Origin of the sequence: Ehrlichia muris AS145 (assembly GCF_000508225.1) — a bacterium.
Classification (GTDB): Bacteria; Pseudomonadota; Alphaproteobacteria; order Rickettsiales; family Anaplasmataceae; genus Ehrlichia; species Ehrlichia muris.
In genome coordinates this window covers 916203-939112 of the sequence record NC_023063.1, presented here as the reverse complement: position 1 = coordinate 939112, position 22910 = coordinate 916203, and the positions used below count along the sequence as shown (strand labels likewise).

The following is a 22910-nucleotide window of genomic DNA, read 5'->3' as shown; positions in this document are numbered from 1 at the left end:
TCATAAAAATATCAATATATTTGCATAACTTGCTCATCTTTTTTGATTATTGTTGGTAAGCACATCAGTAGTTAATGTTTGAAAATTAAGGAGTATAGCTACTGTATTTCATCACTTATGCAGTATGGTTTTTGTGATTTTTAAATATTCTTAATTTTATTATTAATGGTGGTTGTTATAGTGTATGGTCTAGTACCTGAAGTAAAAAAAGTGTATTGTATGAGTCTAGTAGGATGTAGTATTAATATTGTAAATATAGTGTATAAAATACATCAGGCCCGTATTCATTTACAATAATGATTGTTATTAGTCGCAGACTGTAGTGCTTAATTAATCAAGTCAAGTGTGTATATGGTTGGTATTCTAGGGTAATGTTGCTAAGTATAGTAACTTGTTGTGTAATGATTTCTGTAACGAGGTGTTGTTCATTAATTTTTGTTTAACATTATTAGTTAATATATTAACTGTATTTGATTTAGCATAGTTATTAGTGATTGTAGTGCATAAGTTTAATTTTATTAACTTGTGAGTTTATATCATGAAATATGAAATTTGTTTATCTATGGCTATAGTTAGTACTTTGATATTTATTGTTCTTGCTTTAGTATTGTGTAATGTGTTGAGGATGTATAGAAATTCTAAAAGGGAACTAGATAAAGTTAATACGTTATCTAAGTGTATGCCTGGTGTTTATAATCGTGTGTTGCATAATTATATTGTTTGTAATTTAAAGAGGAAGTTAGAAAAGCAGTTAAAAGATGCTTGTGATACAAGTGGGGTTGAGTCTATAGAAGTTGGATCTGCTCAATATGGTGTTTTGATGCTTAAGGTTGGTTTTGATTATGTACAAAATCGAATGTCTGATTTAATAGATAGAGTTCTGAGTAATGATGATATTTATAAGAAAATATTACTGTTACATAATATTATTTCTCAATCTAAAGAATCAATATTTGTATCTAGTGAATACCAACACACTTTAGTAAAATGTGAATTACAAAATATACCATACATACGTGTTTTATTAGGGAATGTTTTTAATTTAATAAAGGATATGGAAGTAGATCAAATTGATTTCATGAAGGTATATCATGTAAAATTAGACTACGGGTTGGCTTTTATTACTAAAGGGCTTAGCTTCGTTATAAAGGATATTAAAGTACTAGATGGATTTTATAGTGATACTGAGCTATATGAGGATGGATTTTTTTATGATGAAGATTATATTACGTTTTCTAGTATATCTTTAAGTGATGTTGAAAGTGATGTTGAAAGCTATGCGTATGAAAATGTAGATTTTGTATATTAATCAGTAATGGAATATTAGCTTCTTTTAAGAATTATTAATATGATCAGACTGTCTTGGTGGATTTGATAGTCATAATTGATGTAAGGATTTTAATCTTATTACTCATTATTTTTATAATAAGGTATTATAATTTGGAAGGAGCTAGGTAGGGTATATTTGATAAAATTATTATAGTTAATTAAGAATGACTTATGTAGTAGATTGTTGAATGGTGTTATTTGTGATTTATGTGGTAATTCTTGTGGTTTTTATTGTGAACCATTGTCTATATTGTGATGCAGTAACAAGTTTATGGATAAATATTGACTATATTAAGAACGAGTTTAGGACATTAGGATGTGGATCTAGGTGCAACCAAGCAACAGAAAGGTACTTTGATGGTATTCACAAGACATAATAAAAGGAAGTTCTTTTTTACATACGACGAGCAGATTTTAATTCTATATGGGGTATAGGAAGTATTTTGAGATTTATTAACATAACGTGCATATTAAGTTAGTAGTAAGAGTGGAAGATAGAGTGAACCAGATTCTAAAAGTTTATTGCTAAGATATAAGTCGATTTACAACATTTTACATGAGTAATGGTATAGTAAATATTTTTATACAAGGATAAACTATTTAATAATAATAAATATTCTAAAATTTTTGTTTTATAAAAATGAAATTCCGGACTTTGTGGGGCGTTATTTTTTGAATTTTATAGTTGATTAACATTTATTGTGTTATGACAAGCTTTGTAGAAAAGCTGTTTTTCAAGTGCATAGCTTTAGGATTTTCTGTACTATACTCACTTTGTGCTGAAAGTACATATATGATTATTAACGTTAATCTATGCTGTAATACGGTATCTATATATTTTGTGTATTACTATGTATAGAGCTGTGCATAATTTTTTTAAATCGTTAATAATTTAAATTTGTATAAAATGTTATGACCTTATGGCTTTTTCAAATATATTCCTTGTTTTTTAGAAGTTAAAGGAAAAGCTTAGAGATTTTATTACATAAATATCGTATAGAATTTAATAATAAATCTATTAGATAGATATTTTGATGAGGTTAAAGTAAGTACATAGATCAACTTCCTAATTGTAGGGAAAGATGTTGCTGTGACACATTTTCTAATATCAAGGGTCAATGTTTGTGCGTATTGAATTCTAATAAAGGTATTAATTACAAAACTTGTTGTATTTTGTTAAGGACATTATAAATTAATATAAGATTTTTAATAGAGATTTTATTTTTTAGATAAAACATTAAAATATTAAGTTGATTTATTATAAGATCTAGTATATTATTAATGTAAGTAAATTTATTAAAAGAATCATGTTTAGATAAAGCATTAAAATATTAAATTGATTTATTGTAAGATCTAGTATATTATTAATATAAGTAAATTTATTAAAAGAATCATGTGATGTAAGGTGAAATTCTTCTATATATTTGCTTGTGCAGTGAATTATATAATTTGGGTATTTATATGTTTGGATAATTTAAAATCTAGTAGTTCATGTGGTCAGAAGGGAGTATTAGGCTATTACTGTTGCAAAGGTAGCGGTTTATAAGTTAGGTATTTACCAGGAGGTTATCCAGGATTATATTGCAAGTATTCCGCAACAGACAATTAACATGAAAGATCTTGATCATGCTCTAAATCTGGGTATGTGAGTCTAGTAACACCTGCTGTTAAGCATGTGTGTGGAAGCTCATATTTCTGCGTATTGTGTTCAAGGAAGCCGAAAATAGAGAAGGACATTCTATGTTGTAAACGTGGTAATGTGGGTTATTTACGTAACAAGAGGAAGTAGTTAATAGTGGGTTTTATGTTGGAAAAGTCTTTATCTTTAGTAATAGTAAAGTTAAAGTCAAAAATCAGAAAAATTATAAAAGACTTGCTAAAGTAAATATCTTAATCTAAAATTAATTAATATTAATTAATTTTAAATAAAGGGAGATGTAATGAGAGATATAATGGGTACATATATATTTGCATATGTTGCAGTAGCTGTTGCTATATTTTGGGTAGTAGCACTAATTGTTGCTATTGTGTGTTATGTCGTAAATATGGTGAATATTTCTAAATCTGCTCGGGAAGAAGTATATGATGCATTGAATATAAAACTTAAAGAATTTGAACTATCACATAATGAGAATCTTGATAAGAATCTTGTAAAAGTTATTCATGCAATGGATTATATTTCAGATCAATTGGTGTGTTTGAGAATTTTAGAACCTAATAGTTTGTATGTAGAGAATGCAGAGTTGTTTTTTGCTAAGGCAAAAATGGTAGCGTATAGGCTGGGTATGTATCAAAGTGTTAGAGAAATAAGTACAGATGAGATTAATGAGTTAAAGAAGTTAATAGTGTGTACAAAGCAAGGTAATGGATGTAATGAATGTGTTACTAGACTTCAGATAGAACGCTCAGTAGAGCGTGTTGTTAGATATATTGTATCTAAATATTGGTCATGTGATTCTGAAATGGAAAGGAGAGTTTTGTGCCGTATTAGTGCAGCTTCTGAAATTTTTGACAGTAGTATGCAAGCTATTAAGGCAGAAAATGAATCAACATCATGCTCATGCAGGTCTAATGTATCACAGCTGGTATCAGCATATAACGTGTGTGATAGTTACAATATGGTTAATAAATTTAGTATTAGTGATTAATAGAGGAGATTACAGTGAAAAATACAAGTGATGCCTGGTTTTTGGTATATATGGCTCTTATATTAAATATGGTGATAATTTTAATAGTACTGGCAGTTGTTTGTGCTATACGTCGTTCTGTTAATGTGTCACGCGCTCGTGCGTTGGCTGCAGAAGAAGTATCTGATTTTTTGATGAGTAGACCATTTAGGCCAGAATGTGATAGAAGTTTATTGTCTGCTACTGATACAATGGATTGTATATTATATCTATTTCAGTGTTGGAAAGATACACATCCTAGGTGCAATGTTATTGATTATGGAATGTGTGATATGTATCGTGCGATCCTGTTATCGCGTACAATAAATATGTATCAAGATAACAAAAAATTAACTAGTGCTGAAGAGCATAAGTTAAAAGAGTTAGGAATATTGATGGCACCAAGTAATATAAGTAATAAATGTGCTGAAAATGTTATTAGATATGATGTATCTAAATTAGTAGAACGTGCTAGTGGTTGTGTTAAATACATAGATGTTGATTCTGAGGAGGATATGGTTATTCGTTATTCTGTAGAGAGAGCATTTTCAGTTTTTAAAAGTAATATGCGGGCTATTGAGAAACAAGAAGCAGCAGTACATGGGCAAGTTTTTAATCTAATAACGGATGCAGCTCCTCCTGTATTGGTGAAAGCACAAGATGAGACTCAATATCGGAAGATCTATCCGGTTTTGTAGTGTTGTTTTATATGAAGCAGGTATTTTAATTAAGATAAATTAATTAATTTAGTATTAATACTTAATAAAGGGTGATATAATGAAAGATATAATAAAATATGAGAATTTCTATTTCTTGATGGCTATGATCGCGATGATTATTGTTGCTATATTGATTGCAGGTATAGTACTTGTTTGTACTGATAGTATAGAGGTTCGGAGGCAAAAAAGTTGCCGAGCTGCTAAAAAAAGAGTAGGCGAAATATTGAGTGCCAGGCTTAAAGAATGTGATCCATTGTATGATAAGAATTTGTTAAAAATTACTCATGCAATGAACTATATTTTAGAGCAATTCCAGTACTGGAAAAGTCTACATCCTGGTAATGATCGTGTTATTATGTTTGGAATAGATTTTATTTCTTGTGCAATTATGTTATCACGTACGATAGATATGTATCAAGATGGTCTAAAATTGACTGCAGATCAAGAAAGTCAATTAATAGAATGGAGAATATTGAGAAAGCCAGCTTATGAATGTGATAAAAATATTATTATATCTGATATATTCAAGTTAGTAAAAGATGCTATTGATTGTGTTGAATGTAGGATGGAAGATTTTTGTAGTTATAAGAAGGAAGATAGTAATATTTTGTATCGTATCAAGGCAGCTTTTGAAATTTTTAAGAGCGGTATGGAGGTTATTAAGGAGAAGAATAAAGAAGAATTGGAAGATATGCTAATTAGATTGGAGCCACATTCCCCACCACTGTGTCGAGTATAAAGTATTACCTATAAAAGTGAGTTTAACATCAGTTTAAAGAAGAAATATTATGAAAAATAAAATTGGCTATATGTTTTTCTATATGCTGTTAAGTGTTATTGTAGTTTTGATAATAGCAGTGGTTATTTTGGCTGTGTGTTGTCGAATGAAAATGGTAAGGGCTGATGTAGTTAGTTCTCAAGAAATGAGTAATAAATTTTCAGTAAAGTGTCAAGGATTTGGTCAGTTTCATAGTAATGATCTCTTAAAAGTTACTAGTGCAATGGATTCTATGTACAAACAATTAAAGCATTTGAAGCGTTTATACAATAATGACGTGTATATTGTTTATGGAATGCATTTTGTTGCTGGTGCGATAATATTAGCGAGCAAGATAAATATCTATCACGGTTGCTTAAAATTCAGTGAGTATGAGGAATGTCAGTTAACAGAATTGGGAATACTGCAAGAATTAGGTTATAAGTGTGATGAAGATATTGTGTTTTGTATATGTTACTTAATAAGATGTGCTCATTATGTTGTAAATTTAAAAATGTATAGATATGAAAAAGAAGCTGCAGCTATAAATCTTATCAAGTTAGCAGCTGAAAGTTTTGAAAGTGGTATGCAGGGTATTAATGGACAAGCAAAAACAACAGATATTACGGTAGAAAATAGAAAAGTTGAGCCAAAAGCTCCTCCATTTATAGAAAAAGTTACACCAACAGCTCCTCCATTTATAGAGAAAGTTACGCCAACAGCTCCTCCATTTATAGAAAAAGTTATGCCAACAGCTCCTCCATGGATAATAGAGATGGAAAAAGAAGTTCAATATCCACTAATTTATCCAATAATTCCTGCAGAACTTACTGTATAACATTATTTTATGTAACAGATTTACAAAAAACATTAGGTTATTGATTCTGGGTTTATGTTAATTACTATTTATCTTTTTATCTTGATATTCAGTAGAAAGGTTACATCTGGAATTACAAACCTCCAGAATTTTTCCTTCCCTTTACTTATTCCTATTCTGGGAGTGCATATGTAGTTATCTATGTCAATATCTGTTTTACAAATGCAGAAGTTGTTATTTTGTGTAATATCTATATTATTATGTTCTTTTGTTATTTTAAGAATTTTGCATAATTTCCCTGGACCGCTAATTACAGTGTTGGGTTGATTATCAGATAGTAGTACTATTCCTCTAATAAGTACTGCAGCAGGGAACCCTTTTGCTTCAGTTACAACGTTAAGACAGTGGTACATTCCATAAATAAAATAAACGTAAGAAAATCCTGGACTGCCAAACATTACAGAAGTACGCTTTGTATACCCATGTGCAGAGTGTGCAGCCGGGTCATCCTGACCTATGTATGCTTCTGTTTCTGTTATTATTCCTTGATATTGGTTGAATGATAGTCTTTTCCCAAGTAATTTACTTGCAACATTGAGTGATGATTGTTCATAAAAAGGCTTTTTGAGTATATAACATGACACTGTATATTTCTACTAGAAAATAATTTGTTTATGATATACTAATAGCATACTTTATTTTGTCAATAGTGAGGCTTCGGAATGGATGGTAAGAAAAAAGTAAATATCAATGATAAGAAAGTGGATAAATTTAAAAAAGCTTATAATATCGTATCTAAAGTTGCGCAGTTTATTGTAGTAGATAGTTTAAGTATACAGTTAAAAGAATACAAAGTTAGTTTTTCTTATATTATTGATAATACTACGGATTATTTAAAATTACCCAATATACAAGAAGTAAAAATCATTGAAAAAGTAAATGAATTAAAGAATATTAATAATACTCTGTTGGAGAGATTATTTAATTTTTGGTTACGTAGAAATAAACAGCTACTGTACTGGCATATGATTTTTTTATTAGTTAATACTATACTGTTGATTATTAATTGGGATAATGTAGTTAATTTATCAAATCTTATAGTTGAAATACTTGTAAAATGGAAGGGTGAAATTATATCTATGTATTGTTCTTAGTTTTATGATGAAGAGTTCCATCTCATATGTGCATATATTACGAGTGTCTTTGCATTAAGAATATTACGATTATTTTAAAAATATTTATTATGATCCAATAACATGATGAGTATTGTTTTTAATTATGAATGTAATGTTTGCTAGTATATGCTTTTATAAGTGTTGTAGTATAAGTTTTAATTGATAGTAAAGTAATTGTGTAAAATATATACGAAGTAAATGTTATGTATGAAAGTTAATTTTGCTAATGTTGTTCAATGTTTCTTTAGTACATCATGTGTTGAATAATATATAATTTTGTTAGATATACAAATTCCTAAGTGAAGCTATAATGAAAAAGATTTGTCTTTTTCTATGATGTTTTTGGTTAATTGATTTACTTCTAATAATAGATAGTAATATCGCATGTGTTTTTTAGGTATATTGTAGGAAAATAAGATAAAAGGTTTTTATAGTTATGAATATACTTAATATAGCACTTTATTGAAAAGTAAGTTCTTACTCAAGAAGAAACCATACAACAAAAATTGGTGTAATATTTGCAAATAAAATATACTATAATTAGTATATTTTTATGAAATAAATAACAATTTATTAAAAATTAAATCTCAATATAAGGTATTGTTTTTTTCCTGCACTAGGTATAGCAGATTCTAACTTGCTGATGTTTCAACTAAATATCATTAATAATAAAAGCTGCTAAGATCTTTTAAGTAATTTACAGAGAATAGTAGTTTTATTAACTATATTATTCTTAGCTTCAGTTATATGATTTAAGAATACGTTTTTTTCAATCAATGCAAATTATTTTGTTAGCAAGATGCTACTTTTTTGAATAAATGCTGAATTTTTAAAAATTAGAAGTTGTAATTTCTTGATTATTCTGTAAGAAAGGTGTTCCTTTTTAAGCTAAGGTTGATTATATCAATAACTAAATACAGTTAAGTCTATTAAAGTGTTATAGATAATGTATAAGTCTAATGGTTGAAATTCTTGTTTGGGATGTTATTGATGTTAAGTTATTATGTCAAAAGTAGTAGATAATAATTTATAGCAATCTATTGTGTTTCTAACTCATGATTTGAAAGAAGCAAAATAATGAGACTTGTATCATAGTAATTCTGGATAGAGAGTGATATGAAAAAATTCCAAGTTGTATGCTATATCTATAAGTTCTAAATATAAATATGTTGTGATAATATCTTTTTAATTGAATATCTGTGATAAGTGAATTAATAAATTTATTACTTGTATATTATACTATTTCGTATTCTATGGTGTGTTTAAAAATGGTGAAGTGTACATGTTTTACTAAATTAATACGCTACAGAAAGTTGTTATATGTTAGGTATTATTTTATGTATTAGATATTCATGGCAGTAGGTGTACATGTGACTGTCTATCAGAGTAGATTGGTTCATATATTTTGACTTTGGGTAAGATAGTTAATATAGGTAGTTGTTAGTATAAATCAGTAGATTTTAATTTTAAAAAGAGTGTGTTATGAGTTATCAAGATGCGATGTTGGTTACCTTAATGGTAACTATTATATTAGTTTTAGCAATAATGCCTGCCATAATGATATATATGTTGCGTCGTATGAGAAATATGGAAAATAAAATCCAGCAGCTAAATTACAGAATGTCATGTTCTGAAGACAATGCGCTTGAGGCAGGTGCTAATGCCATCATGCTGTATGATAAGATTGATAAGTTAGAGAAAAGAGTTGACGTAAATGCAGATGGTATTGTCCAAGATAGGTTAGCAGTTAATGAACGAAATATGGAAGGTGACTGTCAAAGTGGCAGTATATGTTTGAGTAGTGTGATTGATATTGATTGTTGTGTAAGATCGGGTTCTCAAACAAAGAGTTAATGATTTTACATTATTAGATCTTTTTATTACTTTCTCTATCAAGTGGTATAATGCTATTGGTTGTTTTTATACAATGCTTTAAAAATAGATTTTTTGTAGAGTGTTTTTATAGTAGGTTATTGCTTGACGTTGTATAGATATTCTGTTTAGTTAATGCTATCGTATTTTTGCTATTAATAATATAACTTAATATATTTTTTTCTGGAAGAATATCTAAATGTTTATGGTACTATAGTATTAGTTCTGATTAATTTTATTAACTTATTTATTGTCAAATTTGTAGTAAGCATAATTTATATGATGCATAATTGTGGGGGTGTATGGCAGTAACTCTATTGCTTATCATGGGTAATAGTTAGAGGGTATTCTTTCAAATGTAGTTCTGATGTTTGTTGTGTTCATTATTCTCCTAGAGAAATTGGAGGTAGAAGTTTTTCATCACGTATTTGAAATTTAGGAAAAGTATATTAGTAATTGTAAGTTACATGAGTATATTGAGCCTAGAGTAACAATGCAAAAATGGAATGAAATAAGACAGAAATTTTATGAAAGGTTTAGTAACACGGTAGTTGCTATAAAAGGAGAATTCTATAAATTCATTTCCTACTTTATATCACTTAGAGGTTTATAAAAGTTTTGTTGATATCATGAATAGGTTAAAGTGTGATATAATAAGTCAAGTATTTTTAAAATTTGATCTTACTTCGAGTGTAAGTTTTTATATTGAGGTTTTGATAGATCGAACATTAGATTGTGCAGCAAAATATGTATGTTTTGAGGGTAACGTACAAAAAATATTTTATAGTGTTCCAGCTTCAGATACAGGTTATATCATAAATAATGATGTAGTGAATTGGCCAGTTATAGTGATATGTAATTGTTTTAAGTAATTAATGTTATACAGCAAATCTTTTGATAATCTAATTTTTATACTGCTGTTAAAGGATAATGAGTTTGTAAAATTGTTATGTAGTTTTTTTATGTACGTTATAAGCCAGTGTATCTTGTGGTATTACTATCTACTATTCTAAAGTCAATTGATGATCAAAAACATAATAAGAAAGAGTTTTATTAGTTATGGCTTCACTATAGAATATTCTATATCTGACAAAATTACATATTGTTTAATACGTGATGTACTAAAGACACATTGAATAACATTCCCAAAATTAACTTTTAGGAGAGTATACTATTTATATAGTATATGGGTGGTAATCTAATCTTGTCTCAGTTATGATAATTCTATTGCCTTTTATTATGTTGTATTGCTACTTAATGTACAAGAGTACATGGTTTAAAATAATAAATAGGTTCCTGGTGGAGATTTATTAACTAAAAATTGTTTTCTCTGTGATTTTATAATGAAAAACTAATAATAGTGGTTGTGCTTTAGAATATATAAAATAAGCATTCTGGAGGAAAAAATACTTTCAAGGTTGCAAGAGATGAGATGGAGTATAAAACTATATCAAAAAGATATACTAATGAGGAACTATTATAATGTTCTGGTTGTTTAATGAATGTTGATGAATCGTTACCAGTACAAAATTTTGATAAGCTTGATTAAACCCTACATTGACATATGCCATAGTAAATGGCAAATTACTACCTTGAATATATCTGATAAGGGATGAACTTAATATTTAGGTGCTCCTAATAGCTTATTGATAAACATTATCATAAGCAAGAATTGAATAGCAATTCATTACAATGTTTATTAGGGTTTGAAAAAGCATCTCGTTATTATCCTCTTCAAAATGTGGAAAAAAGCCTATATAAATTATATATAATTTAATATTTAAGTTGTACCATTTAATTAGGGTAAAAAAAGCTGTTCAGTTACATAGCACTAGTTTATTTGGATATTGTTATTAGTATGTCAATATTTGTTAACGTAGGGTAATACTATGGATACTTCAGAAATAGTTGGTTTAGTTGTGGGGATACTTGTAGTTGCGTTCTTTGCAGTTGTATTGTATTATTTAATGAGGTTTTTATTAAAACCTAAATTGCATGTACCACAGCATGATATACCAAGAGGCTCGACTGTTGAAGCTCCAGGTATTTTGCCGCCGCATACTTATCTTCGTTCAACTTTTGTTATGCAGAGTTTTGAATATAGAACTGCGGCTAATCTTATTTCTGTAATGAGAGATCTTAGATTTCAATTATTTTCTGTATATTGTTATCAGGATTTAATTAGGAATATTGTGGGGTATTCTGAGGACCATTCTGATGATGTAGTGAATTTACGACAGAACATGAACTTGTGTTATAAGGATCTTTCTTGTCTTTCTCAGGAGATAAAAACTACTCTAGATGCAGCATTAGACGAATCAGAAAGATCTGTGATGGCTTCTCAAGAGATCTACGATAAGGTAGTTAATAATTATGAGCAATTACGTCAATTAGGACAGAAAATGAAAGGCTATGTTTACGAGATGTTTAAGGAGGGAGATAATCTTCAAGCACTTACTGCTTATAATTTTAGTATCGAATCTATTATTACTGAAAGTGAGCGTAAATTGTTTATCTTTAATGGAATAAGAGAGGCAGCAAGTGCTGTAGATAGTTCATCGTTAGGTCTTGCTAAGTAAGTTAGTTGTTTATTTGAAAATTTATGATTCTTTAAATTCATATTAAGCAAGATAGAGCTGTGCTGTATATAGGTAACCTTATTTAAGTTGGATCTTAGTATATTGTTAGTTGTAATATGTTGATAAACAAATATACTGTATTCTTGAGAAATGTTATTTAGTAAAAATATTTATTTATATAGTTGTATTCAAATAACATAAGATTTGTGTCATAAAACCTTTAGTATTGTTGTTGTGTCTTGTTATGAAAGGAGTTCTATTTCTATTATAATATTTATAAGACAATGTTCAGTACATAGATTATTTTGTTATAGATTAAAATTAATAAGTGCGTGATCTCCTGGTAACTAATAGGCTAATATTGAAGTGTGTATATTTTTGTTGTTTTCTGCTAATATGTTACAAGTTTGTAAGATGTAATTAGCACACAATTATTACTTTCAGGTTCTTTGTGTCGCTAAATGAGTTTTGATAGATATTTGTTTGCTATTCAAATGAATATGTAGTCTTTTGTACTGATGGTAATTGCTAAGAATATAAATTTTCTAATTGCTTAAATATTCAAAAATCCTTGTTATGTTTGGGATGATTCTTTGTGTATGTGTCTTACTATAAGCATAGATTTTTCTCTTAATTAAGAAATAAATTTAAAATTTTAGTGAAAATATACTATATATAATATAGTTTTATGTTGCATTCATAATAAAGATACTGTATATGCTAATTATAGCATAAAAAGTTTATAAATTATGGAATCAAATGTGTTGGTGATTGTAATACTAATAATATTACTACTACTACTACTTTGTGTATTGCTTTACTTTGTAAAGGATTGCAATAACAATAGAAATATTCCTTCAATCGAAAATAACCGACAGGAGGAGGAAAATCTTGCTGATTCATGTAGTTCTCAAATGCATTATAGCATACCTTCTGATTCATATGATACTCAGGAGAGCGATGATATGTCTTCCGAAAGTGAATATGTAGAAGAAAGACAGGAAATGGATAATGCAGAAAGTTTAAGCGATTTTGATATGGCTGGCGCTGATTTACAAGAAGATAGTTATCTTGTAGATTACTATAGTTTGTGTTCTATACCTAAAACTTATAGTCCTGCAGTTATAGCAAGAGATACTCGAGATATTAGGAGATATTCTGGTCAAGAGATTTCTGATGAGAGTTTTTCATGTTCTGATGCTTCAGATGATTATATCTCTACTAAAAGTAGTGTATTGTCTGGTTTTGATTATCGGAATAGAAGGAGTAATTCTTATAATGAAGTTGTAAAAGTGCAAGCTTGTAGTTCTGGTTTAAATCCAATAAGTGGCAGTAATACAGTCCATAGTAGTTGTATTAGGTTAGATTCATTAGGAACAGAAGACAATAATCTTGTATCTTACACATTTGATCCCATGTTACGTTCCAGTAGTAAACTTGTGTTAAATAATTCTGATTTTAGCTTTTCAGAGTTTGTAGTAAATCCTAGTATATATGCAGAATTTAGGAGTATGAGTCCTTTTTATTCTAGTTATTCAGGCAATATTTTACGTGAAATGGTGAGATTGCCTACTCTTGGATTTTGCAATGTAAAGGGGGATATTGGTACTAACGGTTTGATGTTACAAAGTATCGGTTTGGATTTACAAACTTGTGAAGAATTAGAAGGGAATACAGTTTTTGTTATTAATCAAGGAGATTTAATAGATATGAAAAATCAGATTTCTAATGTTTTACATAGTGATATTAAGCCTGGAGTTTCTAATCCTCAGGAGATTGCATCAGCTATGGAGGATGAATATGATCAGGAGGAGAGTGTGCAGGGTGTTGTTCAAAGGTCAGGTATAACTGAGTCTAGCGTAGTGGGTACTGAACAAGATATGGGTACTATCTGTAGAGGTGGTATGCGGGTTGGTATTACAAAGTGTTTGCCTGATCCTTGTTCAGGAGAAATAACTGATAGTGAAGAAGTGGTACATGGTATTAGGAGGCTAAGTGATACATCGTCTGCAGTAGTTCCAGCAATAACACAAACAGTAAAATCTGGTAGAGTTTCTTGCAATGCTGGTGTGGTTAATCGTAATTTATCTCAAGGATGGAGGAATGGTAGTCAATTATTAGTAAAAAAGAGAGCGTGTTTTGAAAGTAAGAAAATGACTCCTATATCGAGAAATACAACAACTATCCAAGCAGAAGTTCATAAGCCTAATGCTAGTGGTTCTATTTCTAAAGGATCTAGAGCTTCAGTTAAGGTTGGTGAATCAAGCGGAATGGGTGTGAAAAAAAGTTTAATAAAAAATACTTCTTGTTCTGAACGTACTAATTTAGTTACATCCAAAGGCTCTAAAAGTGTTAGTTGTGTACCAGGTAAATCTTCTACATTTGAACGTACTAATTTAGTTACATCCAAAGGCTCTAAAAGTGTTAGTTGTGTACCAGGTAAATCTCCTACATTTGAACGTACTAATTTAGTTACATCCAAAGGCTCTAAAAGTGTTAGTTGTGTACCAGGTAAATCTCCTACATTTGAACGTACTAATTTAGTTACATCCAAAGGCTCTAAAAGTGTTAGTTGTGTACCAGGTAAATCTCCTACATTTGAACGTACTGATTTAGCTGCACACAAAGGACCTAAAAGTGTTAGTTGTGTACCAGGTAAATCTCCTACATTTGAACGTACTAATTTAGTTACATCCAAAGGCTCTAAAAGTATTGGTTCTATACCGGTTAAATGTTCTGCATCTAAAGATGTTAATCCAACAGTAGGAGTGACGGCAAAGATTTCTGCTTCTAAAAGTAATCAGCGAAGTGTAGGAAAAAGTCTGCGTATACCTAAAAAGTCTAGTGTTCTGGGGGAATGTAAGGACTCAAGTGATAATGATGTAGATATAACAACAAAATGCTCTATGGAAAATACTTCTAGTATTGCAGGTGTTAGACGTAAGTATGAAGGTGCTTGTTATAAGGGTGTACATCATAATAGAGCGTTAAGGAGAAGTGCATCTGCTATTCACGAGCAAAGTTCTAGACCTGATTTAGAATGTGCTGTTAGTATGATGGATCATGCATCTATCGGTAAGAGACCCACGGCTACTGAAAATTTAGGTGTTAGGAGAAATAAAAGTAGTGCTACAGATGCTGAATATAAGAGGCGAAACAAGTGCTGGTTAGAAAGCGGTCTTATTATCTTACCAGAAGCCAGTATAGGTCGAGTGTTAATTCGTGGTGTTGGAGTATTACATGATGTGTTAAATGATCGGTTTTGTATAATGCATAAGTCATTGTCTCAGTACAATAAGGATTCTAAAGCTGCTATTCGATGTAGAGAAGTGAATTATATCGCTAATTCACGCATTAAGCATACAGATAATATTGTACGGAATGTTGTTAGTGAATGGGTATTAATGCAGAGAGCTATACTGTGGAATAAACATGGAAAAAGAATAGTTGTTTCATCTATGAGAGATTTAGAAAAAATTTTTCAAAGGACGTATGCAGATCAAGGTAGATCTTCTGTTGATTACCAGTTAAAACTTCAAGATATACGTAGTGATGTAGAAGATAATGTAAAACTTCAAATTGCTTGTTTAGTGAAAGATACGTTCTTAAAAAATGGATGTGATAGAGCTTTTAGTGACATAGCACTTATTATATTTGATAAAGTATTTGTTACACATGAATTAATTATTAGAGGAATAGGAAAATGTTCAAAAGAAGAGCTAGAAGATAAAGTAGTGAAAAATTGTTCTTTATTCCATAAAGATAAATTACAAGCTAAAGTATTAACTCATATAGAAGGGTTAAATACTTTTTTGGAAAAGCAGCTACACTTCAAATCTAAGGAAATAATAAGAAAATATTTAAAAACATGTAAAGTTGATATTGTTCATGATGATGTTAAACATTGTTGTGTAAACGAAATAATTAAGGCGACTACTCCTAGTATTGCTACTGGATGGGTAAGTGATATATTCAGCAGTAGAACAAATGTTGATAAGTCTCATATGCAGCAACCGAGTTTTGGTTAATAATTTTATAATTAGGTGTTATCGAAGCATTGAATTTTTAAAAAAACAGCATTTATATTTTATTTCTTTATAATTACATGTAAAAAAATTAGTATTTTTTATATAGATATTAGCAATTGTTTATGTTAACTTATAATATATTATTTTTTTATGTTTAACAGTGAAATTGAATGATTATGAGCAAGTTATATTGTTAACGGCGGCAATATTAGTGCTGTTAGCATTGCTTGTATTTTTCATAGTAAAACTTCTATGTAGGGAAAGAATATCTGTGATTAATGAATCTACAGCAGCGCAAGGACAAGAAGATTTGAGTGATTATGGAAATTCTAGTGTGTATTCATGGGAGAGTGCATTATCACATCTTGATAATAATAGTTTTTATGAAACACATTTTTCTGTTGGTATTAAAGAAGATAATGGTACTTCTCAAGTTGCATCTCCTAAAATAATAGAGATGGCAAAACTGCTAGAAACTGATCGTACTAAAAGTGCACATTTTTAATTATGCTCTTTATAATGGCTGTAAAGCAGAACCACTAGATGGTTCTGCTTTTTTGGGTTTTGGGTAAAATTTAATAATAATAAAACGCGTCTTAAAATTCCTAAAAAGCAATTCATGATACAGTGTTTTATAGTCTTAAAGTTAGTAATGGATATATCAGGCATTGAACTGGTATATACATGAAAGTATAATGAAGATATGTTGATTTGTGTAAGATATAAGTCGTGAGTTTTCTTCTATATAGTAGTTCTTATAATGAATAGGATGTGCTATTATTCAAATGTATGAGAATTGAAGGGTGTTTTACTCAGCATGGAATTCAGTATACTAGTTGTTATGTTCTTCTAAAGAAAAAGATAGGTAAGCATTTGTGCAGTTTGAATTCTGATATTTTATATGCTGTTATCAATTTCTTGTAAAAAGTTTTAATATATATATATAAGAAAGGTAATATATACTCGCAAATATAATTTTTATTAGAAATTGTGTCGAGATTAATTCTCAGTTGGTATACATAAAAAAATAGTAAGTTTATTAGGGAATTTTAACATATAAATAGAAATTATTGTATAAATAAAATTAGTGAGTTAAGACCTGGTTTATTTTTGGGATTCCATCTTATGTTGATCATCGATTGGTAAGATCTAAATACATTAAAAGAATGGTGCATTTATTAATAATGAGGAAAAGAAAACTAAAAAATTAAAGTATTATCAATAATTTGGTAAAGCATTTAACTTTTGTGCTACTTCCCTGTATGCTTCTATTACATTTCCTAAGTTCAAACGATAGCGATCTTTATCAAGTTTTTTATTAGTAGATATGTCCCAAAGTCTACATGTATCAGGGCTTATTTCATCCGCTAAAAATAAGTCTGATTGTTTATTATCATATAATTTTCCGAATTCTAGTTTAAAATCTATTAACTTGATGCCAACATTTAAAAAAAGCTCACTAAGAATGTCATTAATCCGAAGAGATAGTGTTTTTATTCTTTCTAACTCTTGGTTTGTAAGCCACTGGAAACTTAAAATGTGTCCCTCACTTACCATAGGGTCAGATAATTCATCGTTTTTATAATAAAATTCAATGATAGGAGATAGAAAAGGTGTACCTTCTGCTATTTGAAATTTTTTACTAAAATTGCCAGCTGATGCATTTCGTACTACAACTTCAATTGGGATTATTGTTATTTTTTTTACTAACTGTTCTCTTTGATTTAACAAAGATATAAGGTGTGTTTTTATACCTTTATCTGTAAGTTTTTTCATTAAGAAATTACTTATATAATTATTCAGTATTCCTTTTTCATGTATAACATCTGCTTTCTTGTTGTTAAAAGCAGTAATTTCATCTTTGAAATGTTGTATTACTTCTAAAGGATTGGATGTTGCAAAGATTATTTTCGCTTTTCCTTCGTAAATTTTTTCTTGATCTTCCATTGTATGCTTTATAAAGTCCGTAAAGTTTCCATTTTATGTGTCTATAATTAGTTTAGCAATTAGCTTTTTAAATTTTAAATAAATTGCACGGTATTATCGTTATTGTTTTAGAGTATTTAATATATAAATTGATTAATATAGATAACGTATAGTTCAAGTTGTAGTATGAATAGATTGATAGAAGGTAAGATTTTATGCAGTGTAATAAATTGAGAGAAGTAAGAGGGACTAAAGATTTATTAGGTGTTGAACTTTATAAATTTCAATATATACAGCGTTTATCTCAGTCAATAGCAAGTAGGTATGGGTTCATAGCTGTTGATACTCCAATTATTGAGTTTACTGAAGTGTTTACTAAGACTTTGGGTGATGATTCAGATATTGTGACAAAGGAAATGTATAACTTTCAGGATAAGAGTGGTGAGAATATTACATTAAGACCAGAATTTACATCTGCTATTGTAAGGGTATTAATTAATAAAAATTTAGTTGTTCCTGTAAAGTTGTTTTCTAGTGGTCCAGTATTTCGTTATGAGCGACCTCAGAAATGTCGTCAAAGGCAATTTCACCAAGTGAATTTTGAGTTCTTTGGAAGTGAGCTGCCTCTTGCAGATGTTGAGATGATAGCATTAGGCTATAATATTTTAAGCGAATTGAATTTGTTAGATAATATCACGTTAGAAATTAATTTTTTAGGAGATAAAGAAACTATGAGCTCATATAGGCTTAGTCTTATAGAGTATTTAAATAACTATAAAAAGGATTTATCAGAAGACAGTCAACGTAGGCTTGTTATAAATCCTCTAAGAATATTAGATTCAAAAGCTCCAGAAGATCGAGAAATTTTATTAAATGCTCCTAGTATTTCTCATTTCTATAATAAATATTCTAATGATTTTTTCATGGAGGTTCTAAACGGATTAAATGAACTTTGTATCCCTTATAAGATAAATCATAATATAGTCAGAGGGTTAGATTATTATTGCAATACGGTGTTTGAATTTACAACGTCCAAATTAGGCTCGCAAAATGCAGTTATTGCTGGTGGTAGATACGATGGATTAGTAAAATTTATGGGAGGAAATGATACACCTGCTGTCGGTTTTGCTATGGGGGTTGAGAGAGTTAGTGCATTGATAGATTATAAGCATCAGGAACCAAGAAGTGTAGTATTAATGCCTATAGGTAAGGATGCAATGTCTCATGCTTTGAGACTTGCTTATGAGTTACGTTGTAAGGGTATTTCTGTAAACTGGAACTATAAAAGTACTAATTTAAAGAATTTATTAAGGAAAGTTGATGATAATAGTATAGCTTTAATTTTTGGGGATGAAGAGCTTCAAAATGATACAATACAAGTGAAAGACATGAAGACTGGTAAACAGCAACAAATAGTTAAATGTGATTTATTAGATTTATTATATAAAAAAATTTAATAATATTTATTAACTTTATTATATAAAGTGTTATAATAAGATTAATAAATTTGCTTTTAAGAAGTTCAAGAAATTCATACTGTATTACCAATAAGCTATTGCTTAGGTAGAAGTTTAATAGCATATTATTTATGATGAAAGCTAGATATAGAAAGTCATTTTTATATTTTTAAGACAAAGTATTTGTTAAATTAGAAGGTTGGAGGATATAGTATGTTAACTGGTAAATTTAAATGGGATGCTTTTATTAATTATGAAGAAAGTCACTTAGCATCTTTTTTAAGAAATCTGGGGTTCAGTAATGTAGATATGTTAGCATTGCTATGTATTCTAAGATCTTTCCATCAAAATACTGCTTCTTATATTTTAGATTCTGTAGGGGTATATTCTAAAATTGAAGTTCATAGTAATAGTCATGTAGAATTTACTCCTCATGATCCTGATCATCGGTGTTATGTGTATTACCATGATATATTACAGAAATTGAATAGTGGTGTTATACTTGACTTAGCGAGTAAAGGGTGTCTATGGACTACTCAGATGTATGGACTATTTCATATTTGTACTCATGCTATCCGATATATACTTTCTGGAAAATGTTTCACTGATGAAGAGATAGTTAAAAAATTAATTAATGATATTCAGCATGTTTCTGTTTGTGTTATGAGTTACGGGCAGAAACGTAAGGACAGTATTGATGAGGTTGATAATGATGAATTATTAGCATATTCTCAGTGCTTTAGTTCTTTAGTTCTAGGAGAAGATAATCTAACATTACCTAATATGCTAGCTAGTCTTGTAAGTTATATTAGAAGTCAATATTCACTAAGTGTACAAGATCTAGGAGAAACATGCGACAGAGACATGCTTGCAAAGATAATGGTTCTTGTTATATATAAAACTGCTATTCATCAGTTTGTATCCATTAATTTTAATGCATTAAGTAACACATGTAAATCTCAGATTTTTCCTATGCTTGCTCAGTTTGTGTGTAATTATACAAGTACATTGCCTCTATCTTGCAGAAGTCATCTTGGTATTGCGGAGGATTCAGTACTTCTTGATTTTTATAGAAATTTATTTTCTGTATTTCATTGCTGTGAAATAGATGAGTATTATGAATCTGAATATATGCTAACTACAGCTATTGCCAGTGATATATTTTCATCAACAAGAAAATCATTAGATAGTGTTCTTGATACTTCTGAGGGATATGACCCGTACTATAGTTATGCGACTACTTTTGTTACTTATGACGTTATGTTAGCATTTAATGAAGTATTAAAAGATATAAATCTGGAGGCAGCATTAATATTTGAACATGTGATGCTGCTGTATAAATTGAAAGAATGCGAGGAAGCAAATGAGAGACAATACAGTTTATTTGATACGCGCTTACAGAATTTCAGATTTCCCTATATTGATGGCAAGAAAAAGAAGTATGGGGTTGAACTTTTACTTGAGTTATTATTTACGTGTTACCATGCTGCTTTTCTAGGAGGACAGACAATTAATAATGTTAAGATGTTTTATGATAAATGTTATGATAAATTATCTGCACTTGCTGTTTCTGCGAGCGGCAATGATGGTGATAAGATAATGTCATATAAAAAATATAAGCAAGGGCTGGAGAAGTCATATGAGTATAAGCAGGTTGGTTTCTTAGATATTGAGTATGATAAAAAGCTATTGTTTATATTAATCCAACATTTATTGTGCAATAAAATTAATGTAGAACAGGTTACAGAATCAAATTTAACATATAATGTCTTTATTGAATGTAAGCCGGTGAATGAAGTAAAAGCTCAACAGGCAGCAATGATGCTATGTCAGGCATTCAAAAAATCTAATGGTGTTATAGATGATTGTTCGGTGAAAGGTGTAACTGGACTGTTAATGGTAGTGCTTTTTGGTAATTTTTTGCAAAGAAACATCATATTAAGATTGTTTGATATTTTTCATATAGTTTATAGAAAATGTGAAGAATGTGGTATCTATGAAAGGAGGGACATGGCAGAATATCTTCTTAGTTACTGTTGTGTTGTCTTAAATTTGTTGAAAAGTATAGATAACAACCTACCTTTTTCTTTTTCAATGGAAGAGGTGTGGGATTTAGACTCTGATAGTGCTACAGTATATGGTCACCTGATTCATATGGTTAACTGTTATGCGCATAACTTAGGCATATCTTTAATTGATCTTGAGAAGGAACGTAATATCGTATATGATTCTGGGTTTTCTAGAATATTGTGTGACATTCCAATATCATCAGCAAAACAATCTGACCCAAGTATGCAAGTTAATCCTTGTAGTAGTTTCGATCGAGCACAATGCTTGTTATCAATACAGTTAATGTCATCTTATGTTTGTTTATATAATTCAGATAAAGTTGAAAATGATTTATTCTCTGGGGACTTATCTTGCACAAGTTTCTTGTTAGGTAACATTTTGACTTATCCTCCATTACTCGGTGATTTTGTTAAGTTGTGTCGTGAATATACATTAATGAAAGGCTATCCAGTAGAAAAAAAGTTTTCTGAAATTCTTATGTCGCTTTGCAATGAAGAAAAATTGCATGAGATATCTGATTTGGAAGTTATAAGTGATGTGGATGCTAAAAGGAGTTATGATATTACACAGAATATTGTTATGAATTTAATCAAAGAGGATGGTAGTAGTAATCTTAATGAGACAATTTTTAAGAATGCATGTTTGAGCATCATAAAATTGAGAGAGTTAGAACATAATGTTGTAGCACGAAATATTGAATCAGCTTACCATTCTTCTGCAATATCAGGTCATACAGGGGATGAGTTGTTAGCTAAAGCTTTGCATTCAGAAGATACTACCAAGGTAATAGAGACTTCTGATAATCTTCATAATCTTGTTCAGGCGGCTGATCTAGATGTGAAGCATGATGATAATAATAATAATTTCTGTGAAGACGTTGGTAAAGAATGTGATTTTAAAACAAAAAAAGTACTTCCTGATGATAATTTTGAGACAAGAGAGAGAGGTTTAATTATGGACGATAAAACAGTTATTAGTCAGAAAAATGTTGTTGTATTACCACATCCTAGTTTGCAACTAAGTATAGTCGATGGTACTGTAGATACTAAAGTAGGTGTTGATCAGAAACCCGAAGACATTGTTGCGCAAGCTGCTAATTTACAACCAAGTATTAATGAAATGAAAGAGCCTAAAATGCATAGTAGCTCAGATGCTAGAGTTTGTGATCCAGAGAAGAAGCGAAAAATGCAGGCTTTAGACAAGAAAGTATATTGTTTGACTGCGGCAGCGGTGACTATGATATCTGCTTTTATTATATTAATGTGTGTAGCTTTTACATGTCCAATGAGTAGAGGATTATTTGCAGGATGTATAGTTGGAGCTATAACTTGTTTAATTTTATCAATAATTGGTTGTTTGAGTGCATGTGTAGGTACATGTAAATCAGCAATAATGCATCATAGATACTATTGTCATCGACCTTTCCAAGATGGAGAATATGATACATGTCCACAGCCTATATTAAACAGCAGCATAGCTGAAATGCAAGACCCGAACCACATTGGATGAAAAAAA

15 protein-coding genes are annotated in these 22910 nt (G+C 29.6%); 13 read left to right on the top strand and 2 right to left on the bottom strand.

The features are described 5' to 3' along the window. Nucleotides 1–538 precede the first annotated feature (538 nt). From MR76_RS03620 to MR76_RS03600, 5 genes are all read left to right on the top strand, one after another. Nucleotides 539–1309, top strand: a complete 771-nt coding sequence (locus MR76_RS03620; protein WP_024072341.1) for a hypothetical protein — start codon at nt 539–541, stop codon at nt 1307–1309. A 1960-nt stretch (nt 1310–3269) separates the two neighbouring features. Continuing rightward, nucleotides 3270–3977, top strand: a complete 708-nt coding sequence (locus MR76_RS03615) for a hypothetical protein (protein WP_024072340.1) — start codon at nt 3270–3272, stop codon at nt 3975–3977. 14 nt (nt 3978–3991) lie between these two features. Next, nucleotides 3992–4693, top strand: a complete 702-nt coding sequence (locus tag MR76_RS03610; protein ID WP_144445936.1) for a hypothetical protein — start codon at nt 3992–3994, stop codon at nt 4691–4693. Between the two features lie 79 nt (nt 4694–4772). Then, entirely contained in the window at nt 4773–5453 is a 681-nt protein-coding gene (locus MR76_RS03605; RefSeq protein WP_024072338.1) for a hypothetical protein, read from the top strand. A 49-nt stretch (nt 5454–5502) separates the two neighbouring features. Continuing rightward, entirely contained in the window at nt 5503–6309 is an 807-nt protein-coding gene (locus MR76_RS03600; protein ID WP_024072337.1) for a hypothetical protein, read from the top strand. A 68-nt stretch (nt 6310–6377) separates the two neighbouring features. Here the strand turns inward: MR76_RS03600 and MR76_RS03595 are convergent, their stop codons facing one another. After that, entirely contained in the window at nt 6378–6932 is a 555-nt protein-coding gene (locus tag MR76_RS03595; protein ID WP_024072336.1) for a DNA-3-methyladenine glycosylase, read from the bottom strand. Between the two features lie 78 nt (nt 6933–7010). Between MR76_RS03595 and MR76_RS03590 the strand changes: the two genes are divergently transcribed. The 6 genes from MR76_RS03590 to MR76_RS03565 all read left to right on the top strand — a co-directional run bounded on the left by MR76_RS03590 (nt 7011) and on the right by MR76_RS03565 (nt 16447). Then, nucleotides 7011–7442: a hypothetical protein gene (locus MR76_RS03590; protein ID WP_024072335.1), complete on the top strand. Its 432-nt coding sequence runs from the start codon at nt 7011–7013 to the stop codon at nt 7440–7442. Nucleotides 7443–8945: 1503 nt separating this feature from the next. Then, nucleotides 8946–9317 (top strand): hypothetical protein, encoded by a 372-nt coding sequence (locus MR76_RS03585; protein ID WP_024072334.1) that lies wholly within the window; start codon nt 8946–8948, stop codon nt 9315–9317. A 647-nt stretch (nt 9318–9964) separates the two neighbouring features. Beyond that, nucleotides 9965–10207, top strand: coding sequence for a hypothetical protein (locus MR76_RS03580; protein ID WP_024072333.1), 243 nt, complete (start codon nt 9965–9967; stop codon nt 10205–10207). Nucleotides 10208–11224: 1017 nt separating this feature from the next. After that, the gene (locus MR76_RS03575) at nt 11225–11914 is read left to right on the top strand and encodes a hypothetical protein (protein ID WP_024072332.1); all 690 of its coding nucleotides are present in this window, start codon (nt 11225–11227) and stop codon (nt 11912–11914) included. Nucleotides 11915–12663: 749 nt separating this feature from the next. Beyond that, nucleotides 12664–15942, top strand: coding sequence for a hypothetical protein (locus MR76_RS03570; RefSeq protein WP_024072331.1), 3279 nt, complete (start codon nt 12664–12666; stop codon nt 15940–15942). Nucleotides 15943–16102: 160 nt separating this feature from the next. Then, on the top strand, nt 16103–16447 hold the full coding sequence (locus tag MR76_RS03565; protein ID WP_024072330.1) for a hypothetical protein: 345 nt from the start codon (nt 16103–16105) through the stop codon (nt 16445–16447). Nucleotides 16448–17160: 713 nt separating this feature from the next. On the opposite strand, the gene purC is transcribed toward MR76_RS03565, so the two are convergent. After that, nucleotides 17161–17889 carry a phosphoribosylaminoimidazolesuccinocarboxamide synthase gene (gene purC / locus MR76_RS03560; protein WP_024072329.1) on the bottom strand — a complete coding sequence of 243 codons (729 nt, stop codon included), beginning with the start codon at nt 17887–17889 and terminating at the stop codon, nt 17161–17163. 194 nt (nt 17890–18083) lie between these two features. On the opposite strand from purC, the gene hisS reads away from it, so the two are divergent. Both hisS and MR76_RS03550 read left to right on the top strand, forming a co-directional pair. Continuing rightward, entirely contained in the window at nt 18084–19325 is a 1242-nt protein-coding gene (gene hisS, locus MR76_RS03555) for a histidine--tRNA ligase (protein ID WP_024072328.1), read from the top strand. A 213-nt stretch (nt 19326–19538) separates the two neighbouring features. Continuing rightward, the gene (locus tag MR76_RS03550; protein ID WP_024072327.1) at nt 19539–22904 is read left to right on the top strand and encodes a hypothetical protein; all 3366 of its coding nucleotides are present in this window, start codon (nt 19539–19541) and stop codon (nt 22902–22904) included. Nucleotides 22905–22910 lie beyond the last annotated feature (6 nt).